Here is a 23162-nt window from a genome sequence, read left to right on the forward strand (position 1 = left end):
CTCCCACAAGGGGCGAGGGCACATCAACATGCATTCCAATCTCGCCATGCTCTAACCGTTCGCGCCGGCCCGCGGACGGGGCGCGATTCCCAGCGCCTTGATCCGCGAGGCCAGCGTGGTCGGCTTGATATCCAGCATCTCGGCCGCGCCACCGGGGCCGAACACTTTTCCGGCGCAGCCCTCGAGCGCGGCCAGGATGTTGGCGCGCTCGTGGTCGCGCATTTCGGATGACGTCATCACAACGGGCCGTGCGTCAGCCTTCTGCCGCGCGGCGCCGGCTGGGGCCTGCGTGCCGGAGGAGTCGGGCAGATCGATCCGCAAACGGCCGTTCTGCGACAGGATCGCAGCGCGCTCGATCACGTTCTGGAGTTCGCGGACATTGCCCGGCCAGTCATACCGCGCCAGCCGACGCGCATCGCCTTCCGACAGGCGCAGATTCGATTTCAGCGCCTTGCTCTCGCGGGTGAGGAAATGCTGGGCGAGCAGCGGAATGTCCTCGCGCCGTTCGCGCAGGGGCACCGTCTCGATCGGAAACACGTTGAGGCGGAAATAAAGGTCCTCGCGAAAACGCCCGCGCTGCACCTCCTGCTTGAGGTCGCGGTTGGTCGCGGCGATGACGCGGACGTCGACCGCGCGGGTGCGTTCCTGACCGACGCGCTCGAAATTGCCCTCCTGCAACACCCGCAGCAGCTTGCCCTGTAATTCGAGTGGAATCTCGCCGACCTCGTCCAGGAACAGCGTGCCGCCATCGGCGAGCTCGAACCGGCCGATGCGGTCGCGCGTCGCGCCGGTGAAGGCGCCGCGGACGTGGCCGAAGAATTCGCTCTCGAACAATTCGCGCGGGATCGCGGCGCAATTGACGCGGATCAGCGGCCGGTCGCTGCGGGTGGAATCCTCGTGGATGGCGCGCGCGATCAGCTCCTTGCCGGTGCCGGACTCGCCGGTGATCATCACCGCCGCGCTGGTCGGCGCCACCAGCTTGACCTGGCGCAGCGTCTTCTGGATCGCCTCGCTGCCACCGATGATGCCGCGCGGATTGGTCTCGATGCGGATTTCTTCCTGGAGGTAGGCGTTTTCGAGCTCGAGACGTTCGCGCAGGCGATCGACCTCGGCCAGCGCGGCGTGCAGCTTCTCGTCGGCCTCACGGCGCTGGCTGACGTCGCGAAACACCACGACGGCACCGACCACCACGCCGCGATCACGGATCGGCGTGGACGTGTATTCGACCCAGGCCGGCGAGCCGTCCTTGCGCCAGAACACCTCGCCGTCGACCTGGTGCACGGCGCCGTCGCGGAACGCCGCATAGATCGGGCAATCATGGTTGTGATAGTGCCGCCCGTCATGGTGGGTGTGGTGCATGATGGGATGGATTTCCTTGCCGACCAGCTCCTCGGCCGTCCAGCCCAGCATCCGCTCGGCGGCGGGGTTCACGAAGGTGGTCTTTCCTTCCGCGTTGACGCCGTAAATGCCTTCGCCGGCGGCCCGCAGGATCAGCTGGTTCTCGCGCTCGATGTCCTGGAACACGCGCTCGACTCGCTGCCAGGTCGAGATGCCGCTGCGCATGTGGTCTTCGGCGGCGGCATCGACATTGCGGCGGCGGCGTGCTTCGAGATCGGTCAGGGTGAGCTGGACCAGCGTGCGCCCGTCATGGGGCAGGACGCAGCCGGCATATTCGAGCCGGAGATTTTGCCCGGTGGCATGGCGTGGGTTGAGCGCCGTGGTCCAGTAGGCGCCCTTGTGCAGCACCGCCTGGGTGAACACGGTCAGCGCCGGAAGCTCGCCGGCATGCAGCGTGCTCGCCCTGGTCTGGCGCAGCAGCGCCCGGTCGTAGCCGAGCAGGGCGCAGGCGGCGGGATTGGCATCGACAATCTGGTCGCCGAAGGGGTCGACCAGCAGCGTCGCCTCGACCGAGGATTCGAAGGCCGCGACGCGCGGATCGATCGTCGGGGCCACGTCGTCGTGGGCGAGTATTGGCGTCGTTGCCATTACGAAATCTCGTTATTCAACTACGAGATATCGTTTATCACGAATTTTCGTAATGACCAAGTGCGAGCGAAAGTGCTGCGTCATCAAGGCAGTGGCCGGCCTGAGGGTGGTGGCATGCTCCTTGCGTAATTCTCCTCGCAAATGACGCGCAGGAGGTCCGATGTCCACTTTCGACAATCCGTTTGATCCCGATCGCAACCTGCGAGCCGGCTGTGCCTGTGGTCAGCATCAATCCGCGGCGGAGCATGAGCAGGCCACCGCGTTGCGCTGTGCTCCCGTCGAGAGCGACGAGAAGCGCTACGAGGGCGTGGTCGCCTCTGCCGTGATGCGCGCGATGTTTCCGCAGGACGTTGCGCGACGCGCGTTCCTGAAGTCGGTCGGGGCCTCCACCGCGCTGGCTGCGCTGTCTCAGTTCTTCCCGCTTCAGACCGCGACCGAAGTGTTTGCGCAAGCCGGCGCGCCGGAAAAGAAGGACCTCAAGGTCGGCTTCATCCCGATCACCTGCGCCACGCCGATCATCATGGCGGCGCCGCTGGGCTTCTATGCCAAGCACGGCCTCAACGTCGACGTGGTGAAGACCGCCGGCTGGGCCGTGGTCCGCGACAAGACCATCAACAAGGAATACGACGCCGCGCACATGCTGGCGCCGATGCCGCTGGCGATCTCGCTCGGCCTCGGCTCGAACCCCATTCCGTTCGCGGTCCCAGCGATCGAGAACATCAACGGGCAGGGCATCACGCTTGCCATGAAGCACAAGGACAAGCGCGATCCGAAGGACTGGAAGGGGATGAAGTTCGCCATCCCCTTCGACTATTCCATGCACAATTACCTGCTGCGCTACTATCTCGCCGAACACGGGATCGACCCCGATACCGACGTGCAGCTGCGTTCGGTACCGCCCCCGGAAATGGTGGCAAACCTGCGCGCCGACAACATCGACGGTTTCCTCGCGCCCGACAACATCTGCCAGCGGGCGATCTATGACGGCGTCGGCTTCATGCATCTTTTGTCCAAGGAAATCTGGGACGGCCATCCCTGCTGCAGCTTCGCCGCCAGCCGCGAGTTCATCACCACGGCGCCGAACAGCTTTGCCGCGCTGACGCGCGCGATCGTCGATGCCACGGCCTATGCCTCGAAGGCGGAGAACCGCAAGCAGATCGCGGAAGCCATCGCGCCGGCGAACTACATCAACGCGCCGGTCACGGTGCTGGAACAGGTCTTGACTGGCACCTATGCGGACGGCCTCGGTGGCGTGAAGACGGATGCCAAGCGCGTCGATTTCGACCCGTTCCCCTGGCAGTCCTTTGGGGTGTGGATGCTGACGCAGATGAAGCGCTGGGGCCAGATCAAGGGCGACGTCGATTACAAGGCGATCGCCGAGCAGGTGTATCTCGCCACCGACACCAGGAAGCTGATGACCGAGATGGGCCTCGCGCCGCCAGCCGGCAGCTACAAATCGTTCGCGGTGATGGGCAAGACTTTCGATCCAGCCAAGCCGGAGGATTATTTGGCGGGCTTCAAGATCAGGAAGGCGTCGTGAGCGGCCGCGCTCTCTTTTCACCTCGCCCCGCTTGCGGGGAGAGGTCGGATTGCATCGTTAGATGCAATCCGGGTGAGGGGGACTCTCCGCGAGTTCGTCTCTCACCGAATATGCGGAAGCATGCCCCTCACCCCAACCCTCTCCCCGTGAGAACGGGGAGAGGGAGATGACCACCGCCTCCCTCCGTCTCCGCGCCGGCCTGGTATCGATCGTGCTGCTCGTCGCGTTCCTCGGCGTCTGGCATCTCGCCGTGCGCTCGACCGCACCGGTGGCCACGATGAGCGCGGAATACGCCAAGCTGATGGGCCTGACCGCGACGCAGGGAAAATCCGCCATGCCCGGACCGTTCGATGTCGGCGCAAAGCTCTGGGAGCATTTGAGGAGGCCGTTCTACGACAACGGGCCGAACGACAAGGGGCTCGGCATCCAGCTCGGCTACTCGATCGCGCGGGTCGGCACCGGCTATCTGCTCGCCGTGCTCGTCGCCATCCCCCTTGGTTTCCTGATCGGCATGTCGCCGCTGCTCAGCCAAGCGCTCGATCCCTTCATCCAGCTGCTGAAGCCGATCTCGCCACTGGCGTGGATGCCGCTCGCGCTCTACACCATCAAGGATTCCTCGATCTCCGCGATCTTCGTCATCTTCATCTGCTCGATCTGGCCGATGCTGCTCAACACCGTGTTCGGGGTCGCGAGCGTACGCAAGGAATGGATCAATGTCGCGCGAACGCTCGAGGTCGGAACGATCAGGCGCGCCTTCACCGTGATCCTGCCCGCGGCAGCACCGACGATCCTGACCGGCATGCGCATCTCGATCGGCATCGCCTGGCTCGTGATCGTCGCGGCCGAAATGCTCGTCGGCGGCACCGGCATCGGCTATTTCGTCTGGAACGAGTGGAACAATCTGTCGATCACCAACGTGATCATCGCGATCCTCCTGATCGGGGTCGTCGGCATGCTGCTCGACCAGATCCTCGCTCGCTTCACGCGCATGGTCACGTTTCCGGAGTAGGGCCGTTGACCGAAAAATTCATCTCCATCGAAGCCATCGCAAAGCGCTATCCGGGCGCGGACGGCGCGACAACGGCGGTCTTCGAGAATCTGTGGCTGTCGATGGCGCGCGGCGAGTTCTGCTGCGTGATCGGTCATTCCGGCTGCGGCAAGACCACGGTGCTCAACATCCTCGCCGGCCTCGATGCGCCGAGCGAAGGCGCGGTGATCGTCGACGGGCAGGCCATTTCAGGGACGAGCCTCGATCGCGCCGTGATCTTCCAGAGCCATGCGCTGCTGCCCTGGCGCACAGTGCTCGGCAACGTTGCCTACGCCGTGAGCTCGAAATGGCGGAGCTGGGATCGCGCCAAGGTGAAGGCGCATGCGCAGAAATTTATCGATCTCGTCGGCCTGACGGGTTCGGAACACAAGCGACCTTCCGAGCTTTCCGGCGGCATGAAGCAGCGCGTCGGCATCGCGCGTGCGCTCTCCATTACGCCAAAGATGATGCTGATGGACGAGCCGTTCTCGGCACTCGACGCGCTGACGCGCGGCACGCTGCAGGACGAGGTGCGGCGCATCTGTCTGGAGACCGGGCAGACCGCGTTCATGATCACCCATGACGTCGACGAAGCGATCTATCTCGCCGACAAGATTTTCCTGATGACCAATGGACCCGGCGCGGTGCTGGCGGAAGTGGTCGAGAACCCGTTGCCGCGGGATCGCGGCCGCACCGATTTGCACCGCCATCCGCTGTACTACGCGCTGCGCAACCACATCGTCGATTTCCTGGTGACGCGCAGCAAGACTTTCGCGGCCGAGACGCCCGGTCACGATCCGCGCAATGTGCCGGTGGTGCATATCGGCAAGCCCGGACTGACCGTCGCGTCCGGTGGCGACGAGCAACGACAGACCTGGATACCCGGGACGAGTCCCGGGCTGACTGCTTGAAAAAGGAGACCCTGACATGAAACGCGAAGACCTCACCGAGAAGCTGCTCGACATCAAGCGCGAGAAGGGCTGGACCTGGAAATATATCTGCGAGCAGATCGGCGGCTATTCCGAGGTGCTGATAACAGGCGCGATCCTCGGCCAGATGAAATTGACCAAGCCGCAGGCCGCCAACGCCGCTGAACTTTTCGGCCTGACGAAGGCCGAGACCGCGATGCTGAACGAGACGCCGATGCGCGGCATGCCGATGCCGCCGACCGATCCCTTGATCTATCGCTTCTACGAGCTGGTCATGGTCAACGGTCCGGCCTGGAAGGCGCTGATCGAGGAGGAGTACGGCGACGGCATCATGTCGGCGATCGACTTCGACATGGTGATGGAGCGCCTGCCCAACCCGAAGGGCGACCGTGTCAAGATCACCATGAGCGGCAAATTCCTGCCGTATAAATATTACGGCGCCAGCGGCAACGTGCCGGAATATGGGTTCAAGGAGGGGTAGCTGGTTGGCATTCCGGGGGCGCGTCGCAGACGTGCCCCCGGAATGACGCTTCGCCTTATTTCCCGGCCTTCACCTCGGCCGCCGCCACCGCGATCAGCTCGTTCATCTTGGCCCGAATCGCCTGTTCGGTGACGGCCACGTTCTTGGCGGCGAAATCGGCCATGACCTTGCGCAGGACGTCGGCGTCACCGGCTTCCTCGAAATCGGCCGCGACCACCTCCTTGGCATAGGCCGTGGCGGCATCGCCGGCGATGCCGAGCTTTTCGGCCGCCCACAGACCGAGCAGCCGGTTGCGGCGGGCTTCCGCCTTGAATTTCTGCTCCTCGTCGAGGGCGAACTTCTTCTCGAAGCCTTCCTCGCGCTTGTCCAACGTGCTCATGCCTTTTCCAATTCCCTGCTGACTGGACCCGGCTGGCCCTCGTTGCGAGAGCCCCGGTGCATGCCTAGATAGGGGGCACGAATCGGCAAAACAACGAGCCGTTAAGCCGCAGGCAAGACGGTATAAGTTTGATGCCGGACGGCCGGATCGATTGTGCTGGGACAGCCAATCGGATAGGTTGCCTAAGGCTGGGTTCCCGTTCTGTTTCTTGGGGTTCCGGGCCGTTCACGGCAGCTCCGCTGTGGGTCGTAGTCTCGTCAACCGGAGCACACCAGATACATGGATTTCAACAAAACACGGTACATCCCCATGAGCCGTCGGCGTCGCATTTATGAAGGCAAGGCAAAGGTTCTTTACGAAGGTCCGGAGCCCGGTACCCTGATCCAGCACTTCAAGGATGACGCCACCGCGTTCAATGCGAAAAAGCATCAGGTGATCGAGGGCAAGGGTGTCCTCAACAACCGGATCTCGGAGTACCTGTTTCAGCACCTCAACGACATCGGGGTGCCGACCCATTTCATCCGTCGCCTCAACATGCGCGAGCAGTTGATTCGCGAGGTCGAGATCGTGCCGCTGGAAGTGGTGGTGCGGAACGTTGCCGCCGGCTCGCTGTCGCAGCGCCTCGGCATCGAGGAGGGCACGCAGCTGCCCCGTTCGATCATCGAGTTCTACTACAAGAACGACCAGCTCAACGACCCCATGGTGTCGGAAGAGCACATCACCGCTTTCGGCTGGGCGACGCCGCAGGAGATCGACGACATCATGGCGCTTGCCATCCGTGTCAACGACTTCCTCACCGGTCTCTTCCTCGGCATCGGCATCCGCCTCGTCGACTTCAAGATGGAGTGCGGCCGGCTGTTCGAAAACGACATGATGCGGATCATCGTCGCAGACGAGATCTCGCCGGATAGCTGCCGCCTGTGGGACATCAAGTCGAACGAGAAGCTCGACAAGGACCGTTTCCGCCGAGATCTCGGTGGGCTGCTCGAGGCCTATACCGAAGTCGCCAAGCGTCTCGGCATTCTCATGGAGAACGAGCGTCCGGCGGGCTCAGGCCCGGTGCTGGTGAAGAGCTAAGAGGGATCTAACGTGAAGGCACGTGTTACCGTGACGTTGAAAACGGGCATCCTCGATCCGCAAGGTAAGGCGATCGAGGGTGCGTTGAAGTCGCTCGGCGTCGACGGCGTCGCCAGCGTCCGGCAGGGCAAGGTGTTCGACATCGAGCTCGCGGGCGCGGACAAGGCGAAGGCGGAGGCGGCGTTGAAGGACGCCGCCGACAAGCTGCTGGCGAACACCGTGATCGAGAATTATCGGGTCGAGCTGATCGGGTGAACGGGATGGCTCACAGCCATCCGACCCGACGAAAACGCCAGTACAGCGCGCCGCACGCCGTCAGCATCACGCCGAGCAGCGTGTAATAGCCGTACTCCCAGTCCAGCTCCGGCATGTGCTTGAAGTTCATGCCGTAGATTCCGGCAAGCGCGGTCGGGATCGCGATGATCGCGAGCCATGAGGCAAGTTTCTTCGAGACCGCCGTCTCCTGGGCCTGGCCGACCAGCAGGCTTGCTTCGAAGGCGAAGGCCAGCACCTCGCGCATCGAATCGATCCGCTCCTGGATGTTCCTGACGTGGTCGGTGACGTCGCGGAACAGCGGCTGCATCGTCGCGCGCACCATCGCCAGCTCGTCATGCTCGAGCCGGCGGCAGACCTCGACCAGAGGGCCGATCGCGGTCCTGAGCCGCAAGAGGTCGCGGCGCAGCATGTAGAGCCGCTCGATCTGCGCCTTGCTGATCGCCTTGGAGAGCACGTCATCCTCGATGCTCTCAACTTCTTCGTGAATGCTCTCGAGCACGGGCGAGTAGTTGTCGACGATGAAATCGAGAATGGCGTAGAGGATGTAGTCCTCGCCGCGCGCGAGCGCTCGCGGGCAGCTTTCGCAGCGTTCGCGCACCGGCGTGTAGGACGTCGACGCGCCGTGGCGCACTGAGACCAGATAGCCTTCGCCGACGAAGATGTGCGTCTCGCCGAAGGCGATCCGGCCCTCGATCAGTTGCGCGGTCCGCGCCACGATGAACAGGGCCTCGCCATATTGCTCGATCTTCGGTCGCTGATGGGCGTGGTTGGCGTCCTCGATGGCGAGTTCGTGCAGGTCGAACTGCTTCTGCACCGCGGTGAGCAGCGCCATGTCAGGCTCGTGCAGCCCGATCCAGACCACGTGGCCGGGTTTCGCGCGCCAGCTCGAGGCCTCGCTGATGGCGATATTGGCGACGCGCCGGCCGTCGACATAGGCGCCGGCGGCGATGACGCCCTCGGTGGACACTGGCTCGGAGAGGGATGCGGGCAGCGAGGGGACATTCATGGCTTCAATCCCGGGCGAATCGATCGGCCGAATGGCGGGCTATGGCCTGTGCACAACGCTCGCGGGCAAGGCTAGCACTGGTAAAATCCCCGTCAAATGGATATGTCTGCTGCCGATTTGGCAGCCGTGCCAGCCCCATTCCAATCCTCGTTCGGAACCTCTGCCATGAAAGCCGCCATCCTCGTCTTTCCCGGAATCAACCGCGAGCGCGACATGGCGCGTGCCTTGAGGCTGATCTCGGGCAGCGAGCCCGCGATGGTCTGGCACGCCGAGACCTCGCTGCCTGCGGGGACCGATCTCGTGGTCGTCCCCGGCGGGTTCTCCTATGGCGATTACCTGCGCTGCGGCGCGATTGCGGCGCGGGCGCCGGTGATGGACGCGGTGCGCGACTATGCGGCCAAGGGCGGCCTCGTGCTCGGCGTCTGCAACGGATTTCAGATCCTCTGCGAATCCGGCCTCTTGCCCGGCGTCCTGATGCGCAATGCGCGGCTGAAATTCATCTGCCACGACGTGCATCTCCGCGTCGAGCGCTCCGACACGCCGTTCACGCGCGGCTACAATGCGGGGCAGGTGATCCGCGTGCCCATCGCGCATGGCGAGGGCAATTATGCGGCGGACACGGAGACCATCAAGCGGCTCGAGGGCGAGGGTCGCGTGCTTTACCGCTATTGCTCGGCCGACGGCGCGATCGACGATATCAGCAACATCAATGGCGCCGCGCAATCCATCGCCGGCATCGTCAACGACAAGGGCAACGTGCTCGGCATGATGCCGCATCCGGAAAACCACGTCGAAGACATCATGGGCTGCACCGACGGCCGCGGCCTGTTCGCCGGCCTCACCGCGCATCTGGAAAAAGCCGCGTGATTGCGTTCGTGCTGAAGCGGCTGTCGGTCGCTGTCGCCGTCGTTACGCTCTCGACGGCCGCGTTCGGGACGGCGGCGTTCGCGCAGGATTTCCCAAAGCGTCCCGTCACCATGATCGTGCCGTTCGCGGCCGGCGGCACGTCCGACGTGATCGCGCGCACCGTTGCCGAGCAGATGGGCATCGCGCTCGGCCAGACCATCGTGATCGAGAATGTCGCCGGCGCCGGCGGCTCGACCGCACTGGCGCGCGCCTCCCGCGCCGAGCCTGACGGCTACACCATTGCGATCGGCAATGCCGGCACCAACGCCGCGACCTATACGATCTATCCAAAGCTGCCGTTCACGCCGGATTCCTTCGTGCCGATCGCCATGGTGGCGAAAACGTTCGGCATCATCGCCGTGCGCAAGGATTTTCCGGCGAAAGACCTGAAAGAGTTCATCGCCTACGCCAAGGCCAATCCCGGCAAGATCAATCTCGGCCATGCCGGCGTCGGCTCGTCGAATTACCTGATCTGCAAGAGCTTCGTCACGGCCGCCGGCATCGACGCGACGCTGGTCGGCTATCGCGGCGCCGCGCCCGCGCTCACCGATGCGATCGGCGGCCAGATCGACGGCGTCTGCGATGCGGCAGCCTCCGTCTCGCAGTCGATCAACGAGAAGCTGGCGCGCGGGCTCGTGGTCGGCTCGACCGTGCGGCTCGCGACAGTGCCGGATCTGCCGACGTCGGCCGAAGCCGGCCTGCCCGAATTCGAAGCGCAGGGCTGGAACGGCCTGTTCGCGCCCAAGGGCACCCCGCCGGCGGTCATCGCCAAGCTGAATGCCGCAGCACGCACGGCGGTCGAAACCGACGCGGTGAAGAAGCGGTTCGCCGACCTCTCGACCGTGGCCCCCGATGCCGACGAGCACACGCCCGAGGTGCTGCAAAAGCTCGTGACGCGCGACGTCGAGAAGTACCGCAAGATGCTGGCGGAAGACTCCAAGCCATAGCTAGCGTCGTTTCAGCCGTTCCGTCGGCACCGTCATCGCTGCGACGCCCGCCATGACCAGCACCAGTCCCAGCGCCAGGTTCGACGGCACGCTCTCGCCGAGCAGCAGCACAGAGAGGCCGACGCCGATCGGGATGCGCAAATAGCCTTGTGCGTTCGTCGTCAGCGTGCCGAGCCGTCCCAGGCACATGTAGAACAGCATCAGCCCCAAGGCGCTGGAGACGATGCCCATGACGATGGTGGCTGTGATCGCGGTCGGCGTCGGGTGCAGCGTCCAGGGCTGGTCGATGATCAGCGAAGGCGGCAGCAGCACGAGGCCGCCGAACAGCAGCGAACCGGCCGCCACCACCATCGGATCGTACTCGGACAGTCGCAGGCCGAAGATGGTGGCGCAGGCGAACGAGATGGTGGCGAGCAGGATCGCGATCTCGGCCACGATCTCGCTACCGAAGCCGCGCAATGCGTCGAGGCCAACGATGACGATGGTGCCGGCAAGGCCGAGGATCGCGCCCGCGAGCTTCAGCAGCGTGGCCGGCTCATGACGCGTGATCAGCGAGGTGATCAGGAAGGCGAAGATCGGCGTGGTCGAAGCCAACACCACCGTGTTCGACGCCGGCACATATTGCTGCGACCAGGTGATGATCAGGAACGGAAAGGTCGAGTTGATCAATTGCTGGGTCGCGAACAGCTTCCAGGCCTTCGCATCGGTCGGGATCCTGACGCCGCGCATCCACAGGATCGCGAACAGGAAGGCGGCCGCGATCAGCGAGCGCGCCGAGATGAAGGTCACGGGCGGGATCGTATCCAGCGCGAGCTTGGCCAGCGGATAGGTGGAGCTCCAGCAGCAGGCGAGCGCGACCAGCAGCGCATAGTCGCGCCAGTTGCGCGCGCCGGATGCGGACATGGACGGCAATTGCGAGGCCGTGGCGCGAGCCGTCGGCGGTGTGCTCTGCGGCACCTTGATGTTGCTCCCCGGCGCGACAGTGCTCGACATAAGTCTGGGCGAGAGGGCGCCAAAAGGGAAGGCGGCGAGCTATGCGTTTGGCTGCAGTGCCGGCTTCCGCTTCACCCGCTTGATCGTGCCGGAGAAGGTGAACAGGGGCCGCCCGCCTGATGTCAGCTTGCCGCGCAGGAAGATCAGCGAGCCGCCGGCGCGCGAGACTTCGCCGACGCATTCGATCAGCTCGCCTTCGCGCGCCGCGTCGAGGAAGTCGCAGGCGAAATTGGTGGTCACGGCTGGGCCATCCAGCTCGTGGGTGGCGATCGCGAACAGGCAATAGTCGGCAAACGCCATGAAGCAGCCGCCATGGACGTTTCCGGAGCCGTTGAGGTGCTTTTTCTCGACCCGGAACGCCGAGCGAACGCTGCCGTCGTTCTCGATCTTGTGCCAGAACGGGCCGATATGGCTCTCAAAACTGTCGCGAATCCAGGTTCGCCAGCCCTGGAATTCCCCGTCGGTGGCGACGTGGAGGTCGGGGCGGCGAGGCGGGGGCGCTTTGGTCAATTCATGCAAGGAAATGGGCCTTCAATTGCGGGTCTTTTGCCCTTAAATCCGATCTGTCCGCGCTGTGCAATTCCTGTTCCCGCAGCCCCCGGCCGCAAAACGTGGGACAGCGGGAAAATGCGCCATAAAGGGCTTTTCCAAGCCGCCCGATGTTCCTAAGAACGGCCAACTGCTGCCGAAAGCCCAAATTCCATGAAGAACGAACCCAAGATCACCCCCGAGCTGATTGCCGCCCACGGGCTCAAGCCCGACGAATATGAGCGCATCCTGAAGCTGATCGGCCGGGAGCCGAGCTTCACCGAACTCGGCATCTTCTCGGCGATGTGGAACGAGCACTGCTCGTACAAATCCTCGCGCCTCCATCTGAAGGGCTTGCCGACCAAGGCGCCTTGGGTGATCCAGGGCCCGGGCGAGAATGCCGGCGTGATCGACATCGGCGACGGCCAGGCCGTGGTCTTCAAGATGGAGAGCCACAACCACCCGAGCTACATCGAGCCATACCAGGGCGCGACCACCGGCGTCGGCGGTATCTTGCGCGACGTCTTTACGATGGGCGCGCGGCCGATCGCCTGCCTCAACGCGCTGAGCTTCGGCGCTCCCGAGCATGCCAGGACGCGCCATCTCGTTTCCGGTGTCGTCGCCGGCGTCGGCGGCTATGGCAATTCCTTCGGCGTGCCGACGGTCGGCGGTCAGGTCCGCTTCCACACCCGCTATGACGGCAACATCCTCGTCAACGCGATGGCGGTCGGCCTCGCCGATACCGACAAGATCTTCTATGCGGCCGCCTCCGGCGTGAACATGCCGATCGTCTATCTCGGCTCCAAGACCGGCCGCGACGGCATCCATGGCGCCTCGATGGCCTCGGCCGAGTTCGACGACAAGTCCGAAGAGAAGCGTCCGACCGTCCAGGTCGGCGATCCCTTCGCCGAAAAGCTGCTGCTCGAGGCCTGTCTCGAGATCATGGAGAAGGGCTGCGTCATCGCGATCCAGGACATGGGCGCGGCGGGGCTGACGTGTTCGGCGGTCGAGATGGGCGCCAAGGGCGACCTCGGCGTCGACCTCGATCTCGATGCGGTGCCGACGCGTGAGATCGGCATGAGCGCCTACGAGATGATGCTCTCGGAGAGCCAGGAGCGCATGCTCATGGTGCTCAAGCCCGAGAAGGAGAAAGAGGCCGAGGCGATCTTCAAGAAGTGGGGCCTCGATTTCGCCGTGGTCGGCTACACCACGCCGAGCAAGCGCTTTGTGGTCAAGCATGGCGGTGACGTCATGGCCGATTTGCCGATCAAGGAACTCGGCGACGAGGCACCGCTCTATGACCGTCCGCATGTCCCCTCCGCCGCGCTGCCGGTTGTGCATGCGCGCGAGGTGGCGGCGCCGATCGGTCTCGGTGCCGCGCTCGAAAAGCTGATCGGCACGCCCGACATGTGCAGCAAGCGCTGGGTCTGGGAGCAGTACGACCACGTCATTCTCGGCAACACCATGCAGCGTCCCGGCGGCGATGCCGCCGTGGTGCGCGTGCAGGACGGCCCGAAGGGCTTGGCGCTGACCGTTGACGTGACGCCGCGTTATTGCGAGGCCGATCCTTATCAAGGCGGCATGCAGGCCGTGGCGGAAGCCTGGCGCAACATCACCGCGGTCGGCGGCAAGCCGCTTGCGATCACCGACAATCTCAATTTCGGCAATCCCGAGCGGCCCGAGATCATGGGCCAGTTCGTCGGCTGCCTGAAGGGCATCTCGGAAGCCTGCCGCACGCTCGACTTCCCGGTCGTGTCCGGCAACGTCTCGCTCTACAACGAGACTAATGGCCGCGCGATTTTGCCGACGCCCTCGATCGGCGGCGTCGGCCTGCTCGACGACTTCACCAAATCGGCGTCACTCGCCTTCAAGGCCGAAGGCGAGGCGATTCTCCTGATCGGCGACACCCATGGCTGGCTCGGCCAGTCCGTTTACCTGCGCGACATCTGCGGTCGCGAGGAGGGCGCGCCGCCGCCGGTCGACCTCGCCGCCGAGAAGCGCAACGGCGACTGCGTGCGCGGCATGATCCATGCGGGCACTGCGACCGCCGTGCACGATCTCTCCGACGGCGGCCTGCTGATCGCGCTTGCCGAGATGGCGATGGCGAGCGGCATCGGTGCAAAACTGCTCGCGGCGCCGACTGCGCTGGTGCCTCAGGCCTATTGGTTCGGCGAGGACCAGGCGCGCTATCTCGTCACCGTGCCTGAAACCGAGGCCGGCCGCGTGCTCGCCAAGATGCGCGGCTGCGAGGTGCCCTGCGTGCGGATCGGCACTACCGGCGGCGACGCGATCGCGATCGCGGGCGAAGCGCCTGTAACGATCGAGGCGCTGCGCACCTCGTTCGAGCGCTGGCTGCCGGAGTATATGGGCGGCAAGGCGGCGTAAGGCGCTGAACTTGTAGCCCGGATGAGCGAAGCGACATCCGGGTCTTTGTCGAGAGGTTTCCCGGATGTCGCTTCGCTCATCCGGGCTACGAGCGTCTTGCCTCACAACACGTGCGACGCCCCCGGAATCTTCCGTAAGGCCGCCGTCAGCCCCCAGCTCGAGATCACCGTGAGCACGAAGCCGATCGTGGCTTTCACGATCGCAGGCCAGCTGTAATCGAACAGCCCGTACTGGATCCACAACGCGATCGGGTAGTGCACCAGGAAGATGCCGTAGGCATCCGCTTGCATGCGGTCGAGCAGGTTCGGGCGCGGCGACTTCTGGTCCAGGAAGAAGGCGAGAATCGCGAGCAGGATCGAGCCGGAGAACAGCACGAAGAACGTGCCGTAGATCGCCTGATACCAGTGCGGCTGTGGGTCGGGATTACCGAGGATCTCGCGCTTGATGTAGATCATGACCCACATCAGGCAGTAAGGAATCAGCGTGGCGAGCACCCATAGCCAGCGCTGTTTCGGCAGTTGCCCGTCGGCGCTGAGGATGCCGCGATCGAAGTTCGCCGCTCCAACGCTGACGCCGATGAAGAAATAGGCGAAGTAGAGCGGGATGCGGCTCGCCTGCACCGAGAACGGCCCGAACTCGAACCAAGTGCTGCCGCCGAAATAGAGCAGCGCCGGCACGTAGGCGATTGTGGTGATGACGACGAGCAGCAGCCAGAATACGACCGGCTGTTCGAATCCGCGCAGCGAGACGCGATTGACCGGATCGACCAGATGCGCGGAGACCCGGTAGAGCAGGCTCGCGGTCAGGTCGAACGCCAGCAGCACCCACACGAACCAGATCGGGCCGCTCGGCCACGGGCCAACCGTGATCGTCTTCCACCAGAATGCCGTAAAGCTCAGCCCGGGATCGTGCCGCAGCGCGATTGCGTAATAGGCGAGCGGGATGACGGTGAACGCCGCGATCGCGAACGGCAGCCCGAGCCGCAACAGGCGATCGCTGAGAAAAACGGACGGCGCCTTGCGGGCGATGCCAGGCCAGGTGAATAGTCCTGACAGAAAGAAGAACATCGCCATGAAGAAGCTGTCGGTGGCCAACACGACGATGTCGAAACCGGCCCAGGACGCCGGATCGGTGTGCCCGAAATAGGTGTAGGGAATGACGGCGTGGTGCAGCAGCACTACCAGCGTGAGGAAGGTGCGGGCGCGATCCAGCGACAAATTGCGCGCCTTGCTCCTCGGCGCCGCGTGCGCCTCTGCGCCGATCGTCGCTGAGTGTGACATCGTCATGGTGGCCGCCCCGGTCGCGCTTTCCGTCCCGGCCGGACTTTGCCGCCGGGAACCGAATTCAGCAAGGGTCGTTTGAGACGCTAGGAACCAGTTCCCTGCGACGAAGTTAGCGTTCGTCAAAAAGGCTTGAGGACCGCGGCAGGCGGTACAATTTCGGAGCTGGCGATGACGATCCTGAAATGGGCGCTGATATTCTTACTCGTCTCGATCGTGGCCGGCGTGCTCGGCTTCACCGGCATCTCGGCCGCTTCCGCCGACATCGCCCGCTTCCTGTTCTACGTGTTCGTCGTGATTTTCCTGGTGCTGCTGATCCTGGGACTCACGATATTCAGGGCGTAGCTTCCTTCGTCATTCCGGGATGGTGCGTTAGCACCAGACCCGGAATCTCGAGATTCCGGGTTCGATGCTGACGCATCGCCCCGGAATGACCAACACGGGGCTTACCCCACTTCCTCGATCTTCACCTTGTCCGGATAGAAGGCGAGGTGACCGGAAATCTCGGTCATCGCGGGGAAGGGCGCCTCATAGGTCCAGATCGCGTTGTCCAGCGTCTGGCCGTCGGCCTTGACGCTGTAATAGCTGGCATCGCCCTTGTAGGGGCAATGGGTGACGCGGTCGGTGCGCTCCAGCAACGCCATGTTGGCGTCCTGTCGCGGCACATATTGAACCGCCGGATATTTCGCCTCTTTCAGCGTCAGCGCCTTGGTGGTCTCGGCGATCACAATGCCGCCGGCCGTGACGCGGACGCGCCGGGGATTCGGGGTGATGGTGATGGGGTGGTCGGGCCCTGGAAGTTTCATGATTTCACGCCTTTTTCGATCACTCTGCCGCGCGCGGCACTTTGTCGTGGCTTTATCCAGATCGGATCACCGATATAGTGCCGGAAGGCGTGACGTAGAAGGCCGTTCACGCTAAGTTTGGCCCCGCCGGCAAGTTGGCTTTGTAGACCCGGACCCCGGCAACGATTCGACGACAAGGCTGATTGCAGCCGAGACAGGAGCACGACCCGAATGCCTATGGACGCCCACGATATCGAGGCGATGATCAAGGCGGCGATCCCCGATGCCGAAGTGACCATCCGTGACCTCGCCGGGGACGGCGATCACTATGCCGCGACCGTGATCTCGGAGACCTTCCGCGGCAAGTCCCGCGTCCAGCAGCACCAGATCGTCTATCAGTCCCTCCGCGGCCAGATGGGCGGCGTGCTGCATGCGCTGGCGCTGCAAACCGGTGTGCCGGGCGCTTGATCTGATCGTGACGGGGGGATGACGATGGCTGCGGACAATCCGCGCGGCGCGATGTTTCGCGTCATCCTGCCAAACCAGCACAGCCGCGTCACCAATGCCGAGCTGTTCTTCGACCTGGTCTTCGTTTTCGCGATCACGCAGGTCTCGCACACGCTGCTGCACCATTTCACGCCGCTCGGTGCCGTGCACGTCGCGGTGCTGTTCCTCGCGGTATGGTGGGTGTGGGTCTACACCGCCTGGGTCACCAACTGGCTCGATCCCGAGCTGACGCCGGTCCGGATCCTGATCTTCCTGATGATGCTGGGCGGCCTCGTGCTGTCGACGACGATCCCGACCGCCTTCGAGGGGCGCGGCCTGTGGTTTGCGATCGCCTACGCAACGATGCAGGTCGGGCGCACCGCCTTCTGGATGTTTGCAACGCCGCACCATCGAACTGCGGTCCGGCACAATGCGATCCGCATCCTGACGTGGCTCTCGGTCTCCGCGATCTTCTGGATTCTCGGCGGCCTCGCCCATGACGAGGCGCGGCTATGGTTCTGGATCGTGGCGCTGACGATCGAATACATCTCGCCGGCGGTGCGCTTCTGGGTCCCCAAGCTGGGCTTCTCGTCGGTCGAGGCCTGGGCTGTCGAAGGCGGCCACATGGCCGAGCGCTGCTCGCTCTTCGTCATCATCGCGCTCGGCGAGGCCGTCGTCGTCAACGGCGCGACCTTCGCCGAGCTGGCCTGGACCGCGGACAACATGCTGGCCTTCGTCTCCGCGCTGGTCGGCAGCATCGCGATGTGGTGGGTCTATTTCCACAGGGGTGCCGAGGCCGGCGCCGAGCGCATCTCGAAATCCGAGGAATCCGGCCGGTTGGCGCGGCTCGCCTACACCTATCTCCACATGCCGATCGTCGCCGGCATCATCCTGACCGCGGTCTCGGACGAGCTGGTGCTGAAGCATCCGGTCGGGCATTCCGATATCAGGACTATCGTCAGCACGATCGGCGGTCCCTTGCTGTTCCTGGTCGGCACCATCCTGTTCAAGCACGCGATCCGCGGCTTCCTCCAGCTCTCGCACGGGATTGGCATCATCGCGCTCGCGGCGCTGTCGTGGTTCGCCGCCGAACTGTCCCCGCTATGGCTGTCGGTCGCCGCGACGGTGATCATGATCGTTGTTGCGGTGTGGGAATCGGTCTCGCTGGGATCGACGCCGGAAGAAGCCGAGCAGCATTGAGCACGGGCCGCGAGCGCCTGACTGAACGCCTCGTCCTTCGAGACGACCGCTCCGCGGTCTCCTCAGGATGAGGCTAATCAGCGCCGGTGCCCGTCGAAACTGCTGCCACGGATACCGTCCTCATCCTGAGGTGCCCGCCTAAGGCGGGCGTCTCGAAGGATGCGCCGCAGGAAACGGAGGAATTTCTACTCCGCCGCCTCTAGCGCGTGCACCGAGAACATCTTCGCCGCATCCGTCCAGCTCTCGCGCACCCGCCAGCCTGCGCCCTGCGCCAGCGCGGCGAAGCGCTCGATGCTGTATTTGTAGCTGTTCTCGGTGTGAATGCTCTCGCCCGCGCGGAACGAAAAGCTGGTGCCGAGCAGGCGCACGGTCTGGCTCTTCTTGCTGAACAGGTGCATCTCGATGCGGTGCCGTTCGCGATTGTAGATCGCGCGATGGGTGAAGGCGGAGAGGTCGAAATTGCCGCCGAGTTCGCGGTTGATCCGCACCAGCACATTGAGGTTGAAGCGCGCGGTGACGCCGGCGGCATCGTTATAGGCGTCGTGGAGCAGGCGCTCCTCCTTCTCGAGGTCGGCGCCGATGATCATCTGCGCACCCCGGCCCAGAATAGCGCGCGCGCTCTTCAGGAAGGCCTGCGCTTCATGGGGCTCGAAATTGCCGATGGTCGAGCCCGGGAAGAACCCGACCTTGGGCATGGTCGCCACCGCCTTGGGCAGCTCGAACGGTGTGGTGAAGTCGGCCGCCACCGGGTAGATGCCGAGTGACGGAAAATCCCGCTTCAGGCCGTTCGCCTGCGCCGTCAGGAAGTCGCCGGAGATGTCGACGGGCACATAGGCCGCGAATTTGCAGTGGTTGAGCAGCAGGCGGACCTTTGTGGTCGCGCCTGCGCCGAATTCGACAAGGGCCGCGTGCTCCGGGATGATTTTCGCGATCTCGCTGCCGCGCTCCTTCAGGATCGCAAGCTCCGTGCGCGTCGGGTAATATTCGGGCAGGCGCGTGATTGCCTCGAACAATTCCGATCCGGCCGCATCATAGAAATATTTCGGCGACAGCTTTTTCGGCTGCTGCGAGAGGTCCTCAATGGCCTCGCGCGCGAAGGCAGTGGTCTGCTCGTCGGGAAGATGGGCTTCGGCCAAAGCGCTGGCGTGCACATTCATGGTACTCTCCTGAACGCGCTGTCCGGCGCGCATTTTGTCGTCGGATGAGAATTTTACTCGTAGTCGGCGAGCCGCAGTCCCGTGAACTGCCAGCGGTGGTGCGGATAAAAGAAGTTGCGATAACTGATACGGCTGTGCCCCTCCGGGGTTGCAAGCGAAGAGCCGCGCAGCACCAGCTGGTTAACCATGAACTTGCCGTTGTATTCGCCGAGCGCGCCTTCGATCGCGCGATAGCCGGGGTAGGGCGAATACGAGCTGCGGGTCCACTGCCAGACGATGCCGAAGGCATCGTTGAGCTGGCCCGCGCGGGCCGCGACCTCCCACTCCATCTCGGTCGGCAGATGCTTTCCGGCCCAGCGCGCGAAGGCGTCGGCCTCGTAATAGCTGACATGGCAGACCGGTGCGTCGGGGTCGACCGGCTTGAGGCCGGCCAGCGTCATGACCTGCCATTGGCCGTCGACCTCGCGCCAATGGCCCGGGGCCTGCCAGTCGTCCTTGTTGGCGGCGGCAAAGCCGTCCATCAACCACAGTGTTGCGTTCGCGTAGCCACCATCGCGCATGAAGGCCAGCCATTCGCCATTGGTGACGAGATTGCGTGCGATCTCGACCGGGCCGACGAGGGCGCGGTGGGCCGGCTTCTCGTTGTCGAAATGAAAGCTGTCCTCGACATGGCCGACGGTATGGATGCCCTCGTTGAGCGTCAGCCAGGCATTGCCGGCGCGCGTTGCGGATGGAAAGTGCCAGTCCGGATCGTAGGCGGGATAGACCGGGTTCTGCGCAAAGGCGTGCAGGATGTCGGTGAACATCAATTCCTGATGCTGCTGCTCGTGATTGAGCCCGACCTCGACCAATGGGGCGAGGGCACGGAGCTTGTCCTCGCCGGCCTCCCGGAAGAACTTCACGACCGCAGCATCCACATAACTGCGATAGGCGCCGACCTCGCTTGCACTGGGACGGGTGATGTCGCCGCGGTGATTCCGGGCATGACGGGGCCCTGCGCTGACGTAATAGGAATTGAACAGGAAGGCGAAGTCAGGGTGAAAGGGCCGGTAGCCGGGGCAATGCTCGCCGAGCAGAAATTGCTCCCAGAACCAGGTGGTGTGGGCCCGGTGCCATTTTGCGGGGCTCGCATCCGGCATGGATTGGATCTGCTGGTCCTCCGGCGAGAGCGGCGCGGCGCGGCGCTCGGTCTCGTTGCGGACCGTGAGAAAGGCATCCTCAAGCCGCCAGGCGAGGTTGCTCGGGTCGGCCGGCGGTGACGAAAGCGGCGGACTGGCCGTAGCGGAGGCTGGTTTCGTCACGTTTTTCTCCAGACAGGACAAGAGAACGTTGTTGGCGTTGCCCGGTTCCAAAACCTGGGTTCGTCCTAGATAGGGCGCCCGTTACGGGATAAAAGTGCTTTTCGACGATGATATTAATGTCATCAGCCTATGGTCCGGGCCGGCCAGCGGACCCCGTCGCCGCCATTTTACTTTGGATGCACAACGGTTTGGGCTACATATATGGGAGGTATCGGGTTAGATCGGCCGAGCCGGCCCGAAGGGATTATTGAGGGCTCGCGCCCCAGAAGGACACGGATATGAGCATCGAGGAATTCATCGCCAACGAAGTGAAGTCGAACGACGTGGTTCTGTTCATGAAGGGCACACCGCAATTTCCGCAGTGCGGGTTCTCCGGCCAGGTCGTCCAGATCCTCGACCACATCGGCGTCGGCTATAAGGGCCTCAACGTTCTCGAATCCGCCGAACTGCGCAACGGCATCAAGGACTTTTCGAACTGGCCGACCATTCCGCAGCTCTACGTGAAGGGCGAGTTCGTGGGCGGCTGCGACATTGTCCGCGAGATGTTCCAGGCCGGTGAATTGCAGCAGCTCTTCTCCGAAAAGGGCGTCGCTGTCGCGGCCTGATACGTGACCCAGCTGACGCGCCGGATCGGCGGCGCGGAGCTCAAGGTCATCGTAGCTGACATCACCACGCTGAGCGTTGACGCCATCGTCAACGCGGCCGACACGTCGCTCCTGGGTGGGGGCGGCGTCGATGGCGCGATCCATCGGGCGGCCGGTCCCGAGCTTCTGGCCGAGTGCCGGAGGCTCGGAGGATGCCCGACCGGCGATGCCAAGATCACGAAGGGCTACCTTCTTCCTGCGCGCCATGTGATCCATGCGGTCGGCCCGGTCTGGCACGGCGGCACTCGCGGTGAGGCAGAGGCGCTGGGCGCCTGCTATCGCCGTGCGCTTGAGCTCTGTGAGGCCAATCAGCTGACCTCCGTGGCGTTCTCCGCGATTTCGACCGGGGTTTACGGCTTTCCGGCCGACCAGGCCGCGAAGATTGCAGTCCATGCGACCATTGAAGCCCTGCCGGCCGCGCCGCTGGTCGTCGACGTCATATTTTGTTGTTTCTCGGAAAAGAGCGCGGTTCTGCACGCGGACGTTTTGGCGCGGTATGGCGGCCCTTGTGCCTGACGACGCGGTCGGTACACTCTGCCGGGCCATGTTCCGGGGAGGGGATATGATTTCACAGTCTGGACTGCGTGCGCTGGTCTGCGCCGCGCTTGTGTCATTGGGTACGATGTCGTTCGCGCGGGCGGAGGGCACCTACGAGATTCCGGTCGGCGCGCATTTTAATCCGGACAAGCTCGCGAGGATCACCGAGTTCTTCAAGAACGAGGTTGCGACCGGCAAGATCGCCGGGGCAAACGTCCTCATCAAGCAACATGGCAAGCCCGTCTACCACGAAGTCTTCGGCGTGCAGGACGCGGTCAGCAAGGCGCCGATCACCGACAAGACGATCTTCCGCCTGTTCTCGATGAGCAAGGCGATCACGTCCGTCGTCGCAGTGAAGTTGATCGAGGAAGGTACGATCAAGCTCGACGATCCAGTCTCGAAATACATTCCGTCCTTCGCCAATGTGAAAGTCGGCGTCGAGAAGAAGACCGAGGACGGCACCAAGTCGCTCGAGCTCGTGCCGCCGAACCGGCCGATGACGGTGCACGATTTGATGACGCACACCTCGGGCGTCACCTACGGCTTCTACGGCGACAGCCTGGTCCGCAAGGCCTATCGTGAGGCCAACATCTATGCCGGCGATTTCGATCTCGCCGAGTTCGCCGAGCGAATCGCAAAACTTCCGCTGCACAACCAGCCGGGCGCGCTGTGGCAATACGGCCATTCCACCGACATCCTGGCGCGGGTCATGGAAGTCGCGGCCGGCAAGCCGCTCATCGAGATCGAACGGGAGAAGCTGCTGGACCCGCTCGGCATGGTCGACACCGGCTTCTTCGTCACCGATCCTGAGAAGCAGAAGCTGCTGGCGCAGCCGGTGCCGAACGACAGCGATTTCCGGGTCGGACGGATCAACGATCCGACTGTCGTCAAGAAAATCCAGTTTGCCAGTGGCGGTATGGTTACGACCATGGCGGATTATGAGCGCTTTACGCAGATGCTGCTCAACGGCGGCAATTTCGACGGCAAGACGATTCTCAAGCCCGAGACGTTCAAGCTGATGGTGACCGACCAGATCGGACCCAAGTCGGGCGTCGATCGCGATTATTTCTATTTCCCCGGCGACGGTTTTGGTTTCGGTCTCGGACTTGCGGTCCGCACCGACCCCGGCAACGCAAAACCGCCGCCGCCCGGCGATCTCGGCGAATTGAAATGGGACGGCGCCTCCGGCTGCTATTTCGTGATCGACCCCAAGCAGGACATGTTCTTCGTGCTGCTGGAACAGACCCCGACCGAGCGCCAGCGCGTGCAGCGAACATTGAAGCAGCTGGTTTATGAAGCGATGGAGAATTGA

General features: G+C 63.8%; 24 protein-coding genes. 15 read left to right on the forward strand and 9 right to left on the reverse strand.

All coding sequences use genetic code 11. From position 1 onward, the window contains the following. Positions 1-51: 51 nt before the first annotated feature. Complete coding sequence (locus tag AC0L2F_RS12745) at positions 52-1986, reverse strand: sigma-54 interaction domain-containing protein (RefSeq protein WP_473248579.1); 1935 nt, start codon at positions 1984-1986, stop codon at positions 52-54. Between the two features lie 160 nt (positions 1987-2146). Between AC0L2F_RS12745 and AC0L2F_RS12750 the strand changes: the two genes are divergently transcribed. The 4 genes from AC0L2F_RS12750 to cynS all read left to right on the forward strand — a co-directional run bounded on the left by AC0L2F_RS12750 (position 2147) and on the right by cynS (position 5963). Further along, the gene (locus AC0L2F_RS12750; protein ID WP_473248581.1) at positions 2147-3526 is read left to right on the forward strand and encodes a CmpA/NrtA family ABC transporter substrate-binding protein; all 1380 of its coding nucleotides are present in this window, start codon (positions 2147-2149) and stop codon (positions 3524-3526) included. A gap of 166 nt (positions 3527-3692) precedes the next feature. Then, complete coding sequence (gene ntrB / locus AC0L2F_RS12755) at positions 3693-4535, forward strand: nitrate ABC transporter permease (RefSeq protein WP_473248582.1); 843 nt, start codon at positions 3693-3695, stop codon at positions 4533-4535. A gap of 5 nt (positions 4536-4540) precedes the next feature. Next, on the forward strand, positions 4541-5464 hold the full coding sequence (locus tag AC0L2F_RS12760; protein ID WP_063995763.1) for an ABC transporter ATP-binding protein: 924 nt from the start codon (positions 4541-4543) through the stop codon (positions 5462-5464). A gap of 16 nt (positions 5465-5480) precedes the next feature. After that, positions 5481-5963 (forward strand): cyanase, encoded by a 483-nt coding sequence (cynS, locus tag AC0L2F_RS12765; protein WP_051448395.1) that lies wholly within the window; start codon positions 5481-5483, stop codon positions 5961-5963. Positions 5964-6018: 55 nt separating this feature from the next. On the opposite strand, the gene AC0L2F_RS12770 is transcribed toward cynS, so the two are convergent. Beyond that, on the reverse strand, positions 6019-6342 hold the full coding sequence (locus AC0L2F_RS12770) for a DUF1476 domain-containing protein (RefSeq protein WP_063995764.1): 324 nt from the start codon (positions 6340-6342) through the stop codon (positions 6019-6021). Between the two features lie 309 nt (positions 6343-6651). Between AC0L2F_RS12770 and purC the strand changes: the two genes are divergently transcribed. Both purC and purS read left to right on the forward strand, forming a co-directional pair. After that, the gene (gene purC, locus AC0L2F_RS12775; RefSeq protein WP_171944915.1) at positions 6652-7419 is read left to right on the forward strand and encodes a phosphoribosylaminoimidazolesuccinocarboxamide synthase; all 768 of its coding nucleotides are present in this window, start codon (positions 6652-6654) and stop codon (positions 7417-7419) included. 12 nt (positions 7420-7431) lie between these two features. Further along, entirely contained in the window at positions 7432-7674 is a 243-nt protein-coding gene (gene purS / locus AC0L2F_RS12780) for a phosphoribosylformylglycinamidine synthase subunit PurS (RefSeq protein WP_007602264.1), read from the forward strand. A 10-nt stretch (positions 7675-7684) separates the two neighbouring features. Here the strand turns inward: purS and AC0L2F_RS12785 are convergent, their stop codons facing one another. Further along, positions 7685-8701, reverse strand: a complete 1017-nt coding sequence (locus tag AC0L2F_RS12785) for a magnesium and cobalt transport protein CorA (protein ID WP_007612140.1) — start codon at positions 8699-8701, stop codon at positions 7685-7687. 165 nt (positions 8702-8866) lie between these two features. Here AC0L2F_RS12785 and purQ point away from each other — a divergent pair, with 165 nt between their 5' ends. Both purQ and AC0L2F_RS12795 read left to right on the forward strand, forming a co-directional pair. Next, entirely contained in the window at positions 8867-9568 is a 702-nt protein-coding gene (gene purQ / locus AC0L2F_RS12790; RefSeq protein WP_007612139.1) for a phosphoribosylformylglycinamidine synthase subunit PurQ, read from the forward strand. Next, positions 9565-10554 (forward strand): tripartite tricarboxylate transporter substrate binding protein BugD, encoded by a 990-nt coding sequence (locus AC0L2F_RS12795; protein ID WP_473248583.1) that lies wholly within the window; start codon positions 9565-9567, stop codon positions 10552-10554. Before purQ ends, AC0L2F_RS12795 begins: the two co-directional genes overlap by 4 nt. On the opposite strand, the gene AC0L2F_RS12800 is transcribed toward AC0L2F_RS12795, so the two are convergent. Further along, the gene (locus tag AC0L2F_RS12800; RefSeq protein WP_035975106.1) at positions 10555-11511 is read right to left on the reverse strand and encodes a DMT family transporter; all 957 of its coding nucleotides are present in this window, start codon (positions 11509-11511) and stop codon (positions 10555-10557) included. It lies immediately after the preceding gene. Positions 11512-11586: 75 nt separating this feature from the next. Next, positions 11587-12066 (reverse strand): PaaI family thioesterase, encoded by a 480-nt coding sequence (locus AC0L2F_RS12805; RefSeq protein WP_007612134.1) that lies wholly within the window; start codon positions 12064-12066, stop codon positions 11587-11589. A 183-nt stretch (positions 12067-12249) separates the two neighbouring features. Here AC0L2F_RS12805 and purL point away from each other — a divergent pair, with 183 nt between their 5' ends. Then, positions 12250-14460 (forward strand): phosphoribosylformylglycinamidine synthase subunit PurL, encoded by a 2211-nt coding sequence (gene purL / locus AC0L2F_RS12810; protein ID WP_473248584.1) that lies wholly within the window; start codon positions 12250-12252, stop codon positions 14458-14460. Positions 14461-14561: 101 nt separating this feature from the next. On the opposite strand, the gene AC0L2F_RS12815 is transcribed toward purL, so the two are convergent. Then, complete coding sequence (locus AC0L2F_RS12815) at positions 14562-15740, reverse strand: acyltransferase family protein (RefSeq protein WP_473248768.1); 1179 nt, start codon at positions 15738-15740, stop codon at positions 14562-14564. Between the two features lie 171 nt (positions 15741-15911). Between AC0L2F_RS12815 and AC0L2F_RS12820 the strand changes: the two genes are divergently transcribed. After that, entirely contained in the window at positions 15912-16085 is a 174-nt protein-coding gene (locus tag AC0L2F_RS12820) for a DUF1328 domain-containing protein (protein ID WP_007612121.1), read from the forward strand. A gap of 101 nt (positions 16086-16186) precedes the next feature. Here the strand turns inward: AC0L2F_RS12820 and AC0L2F_RS12825 are convergent, their stop codons facing one another. Then, positions 16187-16546: a DUF427 domain-containing protein gene (locus AC0L2F_RS12825; RefSeq protein WP_007612119.1), complete on the reverse strand. Its 360-nt coding sequence runs from the start codon at positions 16544-16546 to the stop codon at positions 16187-16189. A 210-nt stretch (positions 16547-16756) separates the two neighbouring features. On the opposite strand from AC0L2F_RS12825, the gene AC0L2F_RS12830 reads away from it, so the two are divergent. Then, complete coding sequence (locus tag AC0L2F_RS12830; RefSeq protein ID WP_007602284.1) at positions 16757-16993, forward strand: BolA/IbaG family iron-sulfur metabolism protein; 237 nt, start codon at positions 16757-16759, stop codon at positions 16991-16993. Between the two features lie 24 nt (positions 16994-17017). Then, positions 17018-18211, forward strand: coding sequence for a low temperature requirement protein A (locus tag AC0L2F_RS12835; RefSeq protein ID WP_473248769.1), 1194 nt, complete (start codon positions 17018-17020; stop codon positions 18209-18211). Positions 18212-18396: 185 nt separating this feature from the next. Here AC0L2F_RS12835 and egtD read toward each other — a convergent pair whose 3' ends face one another. Continuing rightward, positions 18397-19368 (reverse strand): L-histidine N(alpha)-methyltransferase, encoded by a 972-nt coding sequence (gene egtD / locus AC0L2F_RS12840; RefSeq protein WP_473248585.1) that lies wholly within the window; start codon positions 19366-19368, stop codon positions 18397-18399. A 53-nt stretch (positions 19369-19421) separates the two neighbouring features. Then, positions 19422-20720, reverse strand: a complete 1299-nt coding sequence (gene egtB / locus AC0L2F_RS12845; RefSeq protein WP_473248586.1) for an ergothioneine biosynthesis protein EgtB — start codon at positions 20718-20720, stop codon at positions 19422-19424. A gap of 227 nt (positions 20721-20947) precedes the next feature. Between egtB and grxD the strand changes: the two genes are divergently transcribed. Genes grxD through AC0L2F_RS12860 form a run of 3 tightly spaced genes read left to right on the forward strand, consistent with a single transcriptional unit; the run spans position 20948 to position 23162 of the window. Next, positions 20948-21274 (forward strand): Grx4 family monothiol glutaredoxin, encoded by a 327-nt coding sequence (gene grxD / locus AC0L2F_RS12850; protein WP_063995769.1) that lies wholly within the window; start codon positions 20948-20950, stop codon positions 21272-21274. 3 nt (positions 21275-21277) lie between these two features. Further along, positions 21278-21829, forward strand: a complete 552-nt coding sequence (locus tag AC0L2F_RS12855) for an O-acetyl-ADP-ribose deacetylase (protein ID WP_063995770.1) — start codon at positions 21278-21280, stop codon at positions 21827-21829. Positions 21830-21875: 46 nt separating this feature from the next. Continuing rightward, positions 21876-23162, forward strand: coding sequence for a serine hydrolase domain-containing protein (locus AC0L2F_RS12860; RefSeq protein WP_473248587.1), 1287 nt, complete (start codon positions 21876-21878; stop codon positions 23160-23162).

The organism is Bradyrhizobium sp. Ken64, assembly GCF_055807555.1.

Coding starts and splice junctions, on each gene's coding strand:
- AC0L2F_RS12745 (WP_473248579.1), bottom strand. CDS start 1,986: ATGGCAACGACGCCAATACTCGCCCACGACGACGTGGCCCCGACGATC.
- AC0L2F_RS12750 (WP_473248581.1), top strand. CDS start 2,147: ATGTCCACTTTCGACAATCCGTTTGATCCCGATCGCAACCTGCGAGCC.
- ntrB (WP_473248582.1), top strand. CDS start 3,693: ATGACCACCGCCTCCCTCCGTCTCCGCGCCGGCCTGGTATCGATCGTG.
- cynS (WP_051448395.1), top strand. CDS start 5,481: ATGAAACGCGAAGACCTCACCGAGAAGCTGCTCGACATCAAGCGCGAG.
- AC0L2F_RS12770 (WP_063995764.1), bottom strand. CDS start 6,342: ATGAGCACGTTGGACAAGCGCGAGGAAGGCTTCGAGAAGAAGTTCGCC.
- purC (WP_171944915.1), top strand. CDS start 6,652: ATGAGCCGTCGGCGTCGCATTTATGAAGGCAAGGCAAAGGTTCTTTAC.
- AC0L2F_RS12785 (WP_007612140.1), bottom strand. CDS start 8,701: ATGAATGTCCCCTCGCTGCCCGCATCCCTCTCCGAGCCAGTGTCCACC.
- purQ (WP_007612139.1), top strand. CDS start 8,867: ATGAAAGCCGCCATCCTCGTCTTTCCCGGAATCAACCGCGAGCGCGAC.
- purL (WP_473248584.1), top strand. CDS start 12,250: ATGAAGAACGAACCCAAGATCACCCCCGAGCTGATTGCCGCCCACGGG.
- AC0L2F_RS12815 (WP_473248768.1), bottom strand. CDS start 15,740: ATGTCACACTCAGCGACGATCGGCGCAGAGGCGCACGCGGCGCCGAGG.
- AC0L2F_RS12820 (WP_007612121.1), top strand. CDS start 15,912: ATGACGATCCTGAAATGGGCGCTGATATTCTTACTCGTCTCGATCGTG.
- AC0L2F_RS12825 (WP_007612119.1), bottom strand. CDS start 16,546: ATGAAACTTCCAGGGCCCGACCACCCCATCACCATCACCCCGAATCCC.
- AC0L2F_RS12830 (WP_007602284.1), top strand. CDS start 16,757: ATGCCTATGGACGCCCACGATATCGAGGCGATGATCAAGGCGGCGATC.
- AC0L2F_RS12835 (WP_473248769.1), top strand. CDS start 17,018: ATGGCTGCGGACAATCCGCGCGGCGCGATGTTTCGCGTCATCCTGCCA.
- egtD (WP_473248585.1), bottom strand. CDS start 19,368: ATGAATGTGCACGCCAGCGCTTTGGCCGAAGCCCATCTTCCCGACGAG.
- grxD (WP_063995769.1), top strand. CDS start 20,948: ATGAGCATCGAGGAATTCATCGCCAACGAAGTGAAGTCGAACGACGTG.
- AC0L2F_RS12860 (WP_473248587.1), top strand. CDS start 21,876: ATGATTTCACAGTCTGGACTGCGTGCGCTGGTCTGCGCCGCGCTTGTG.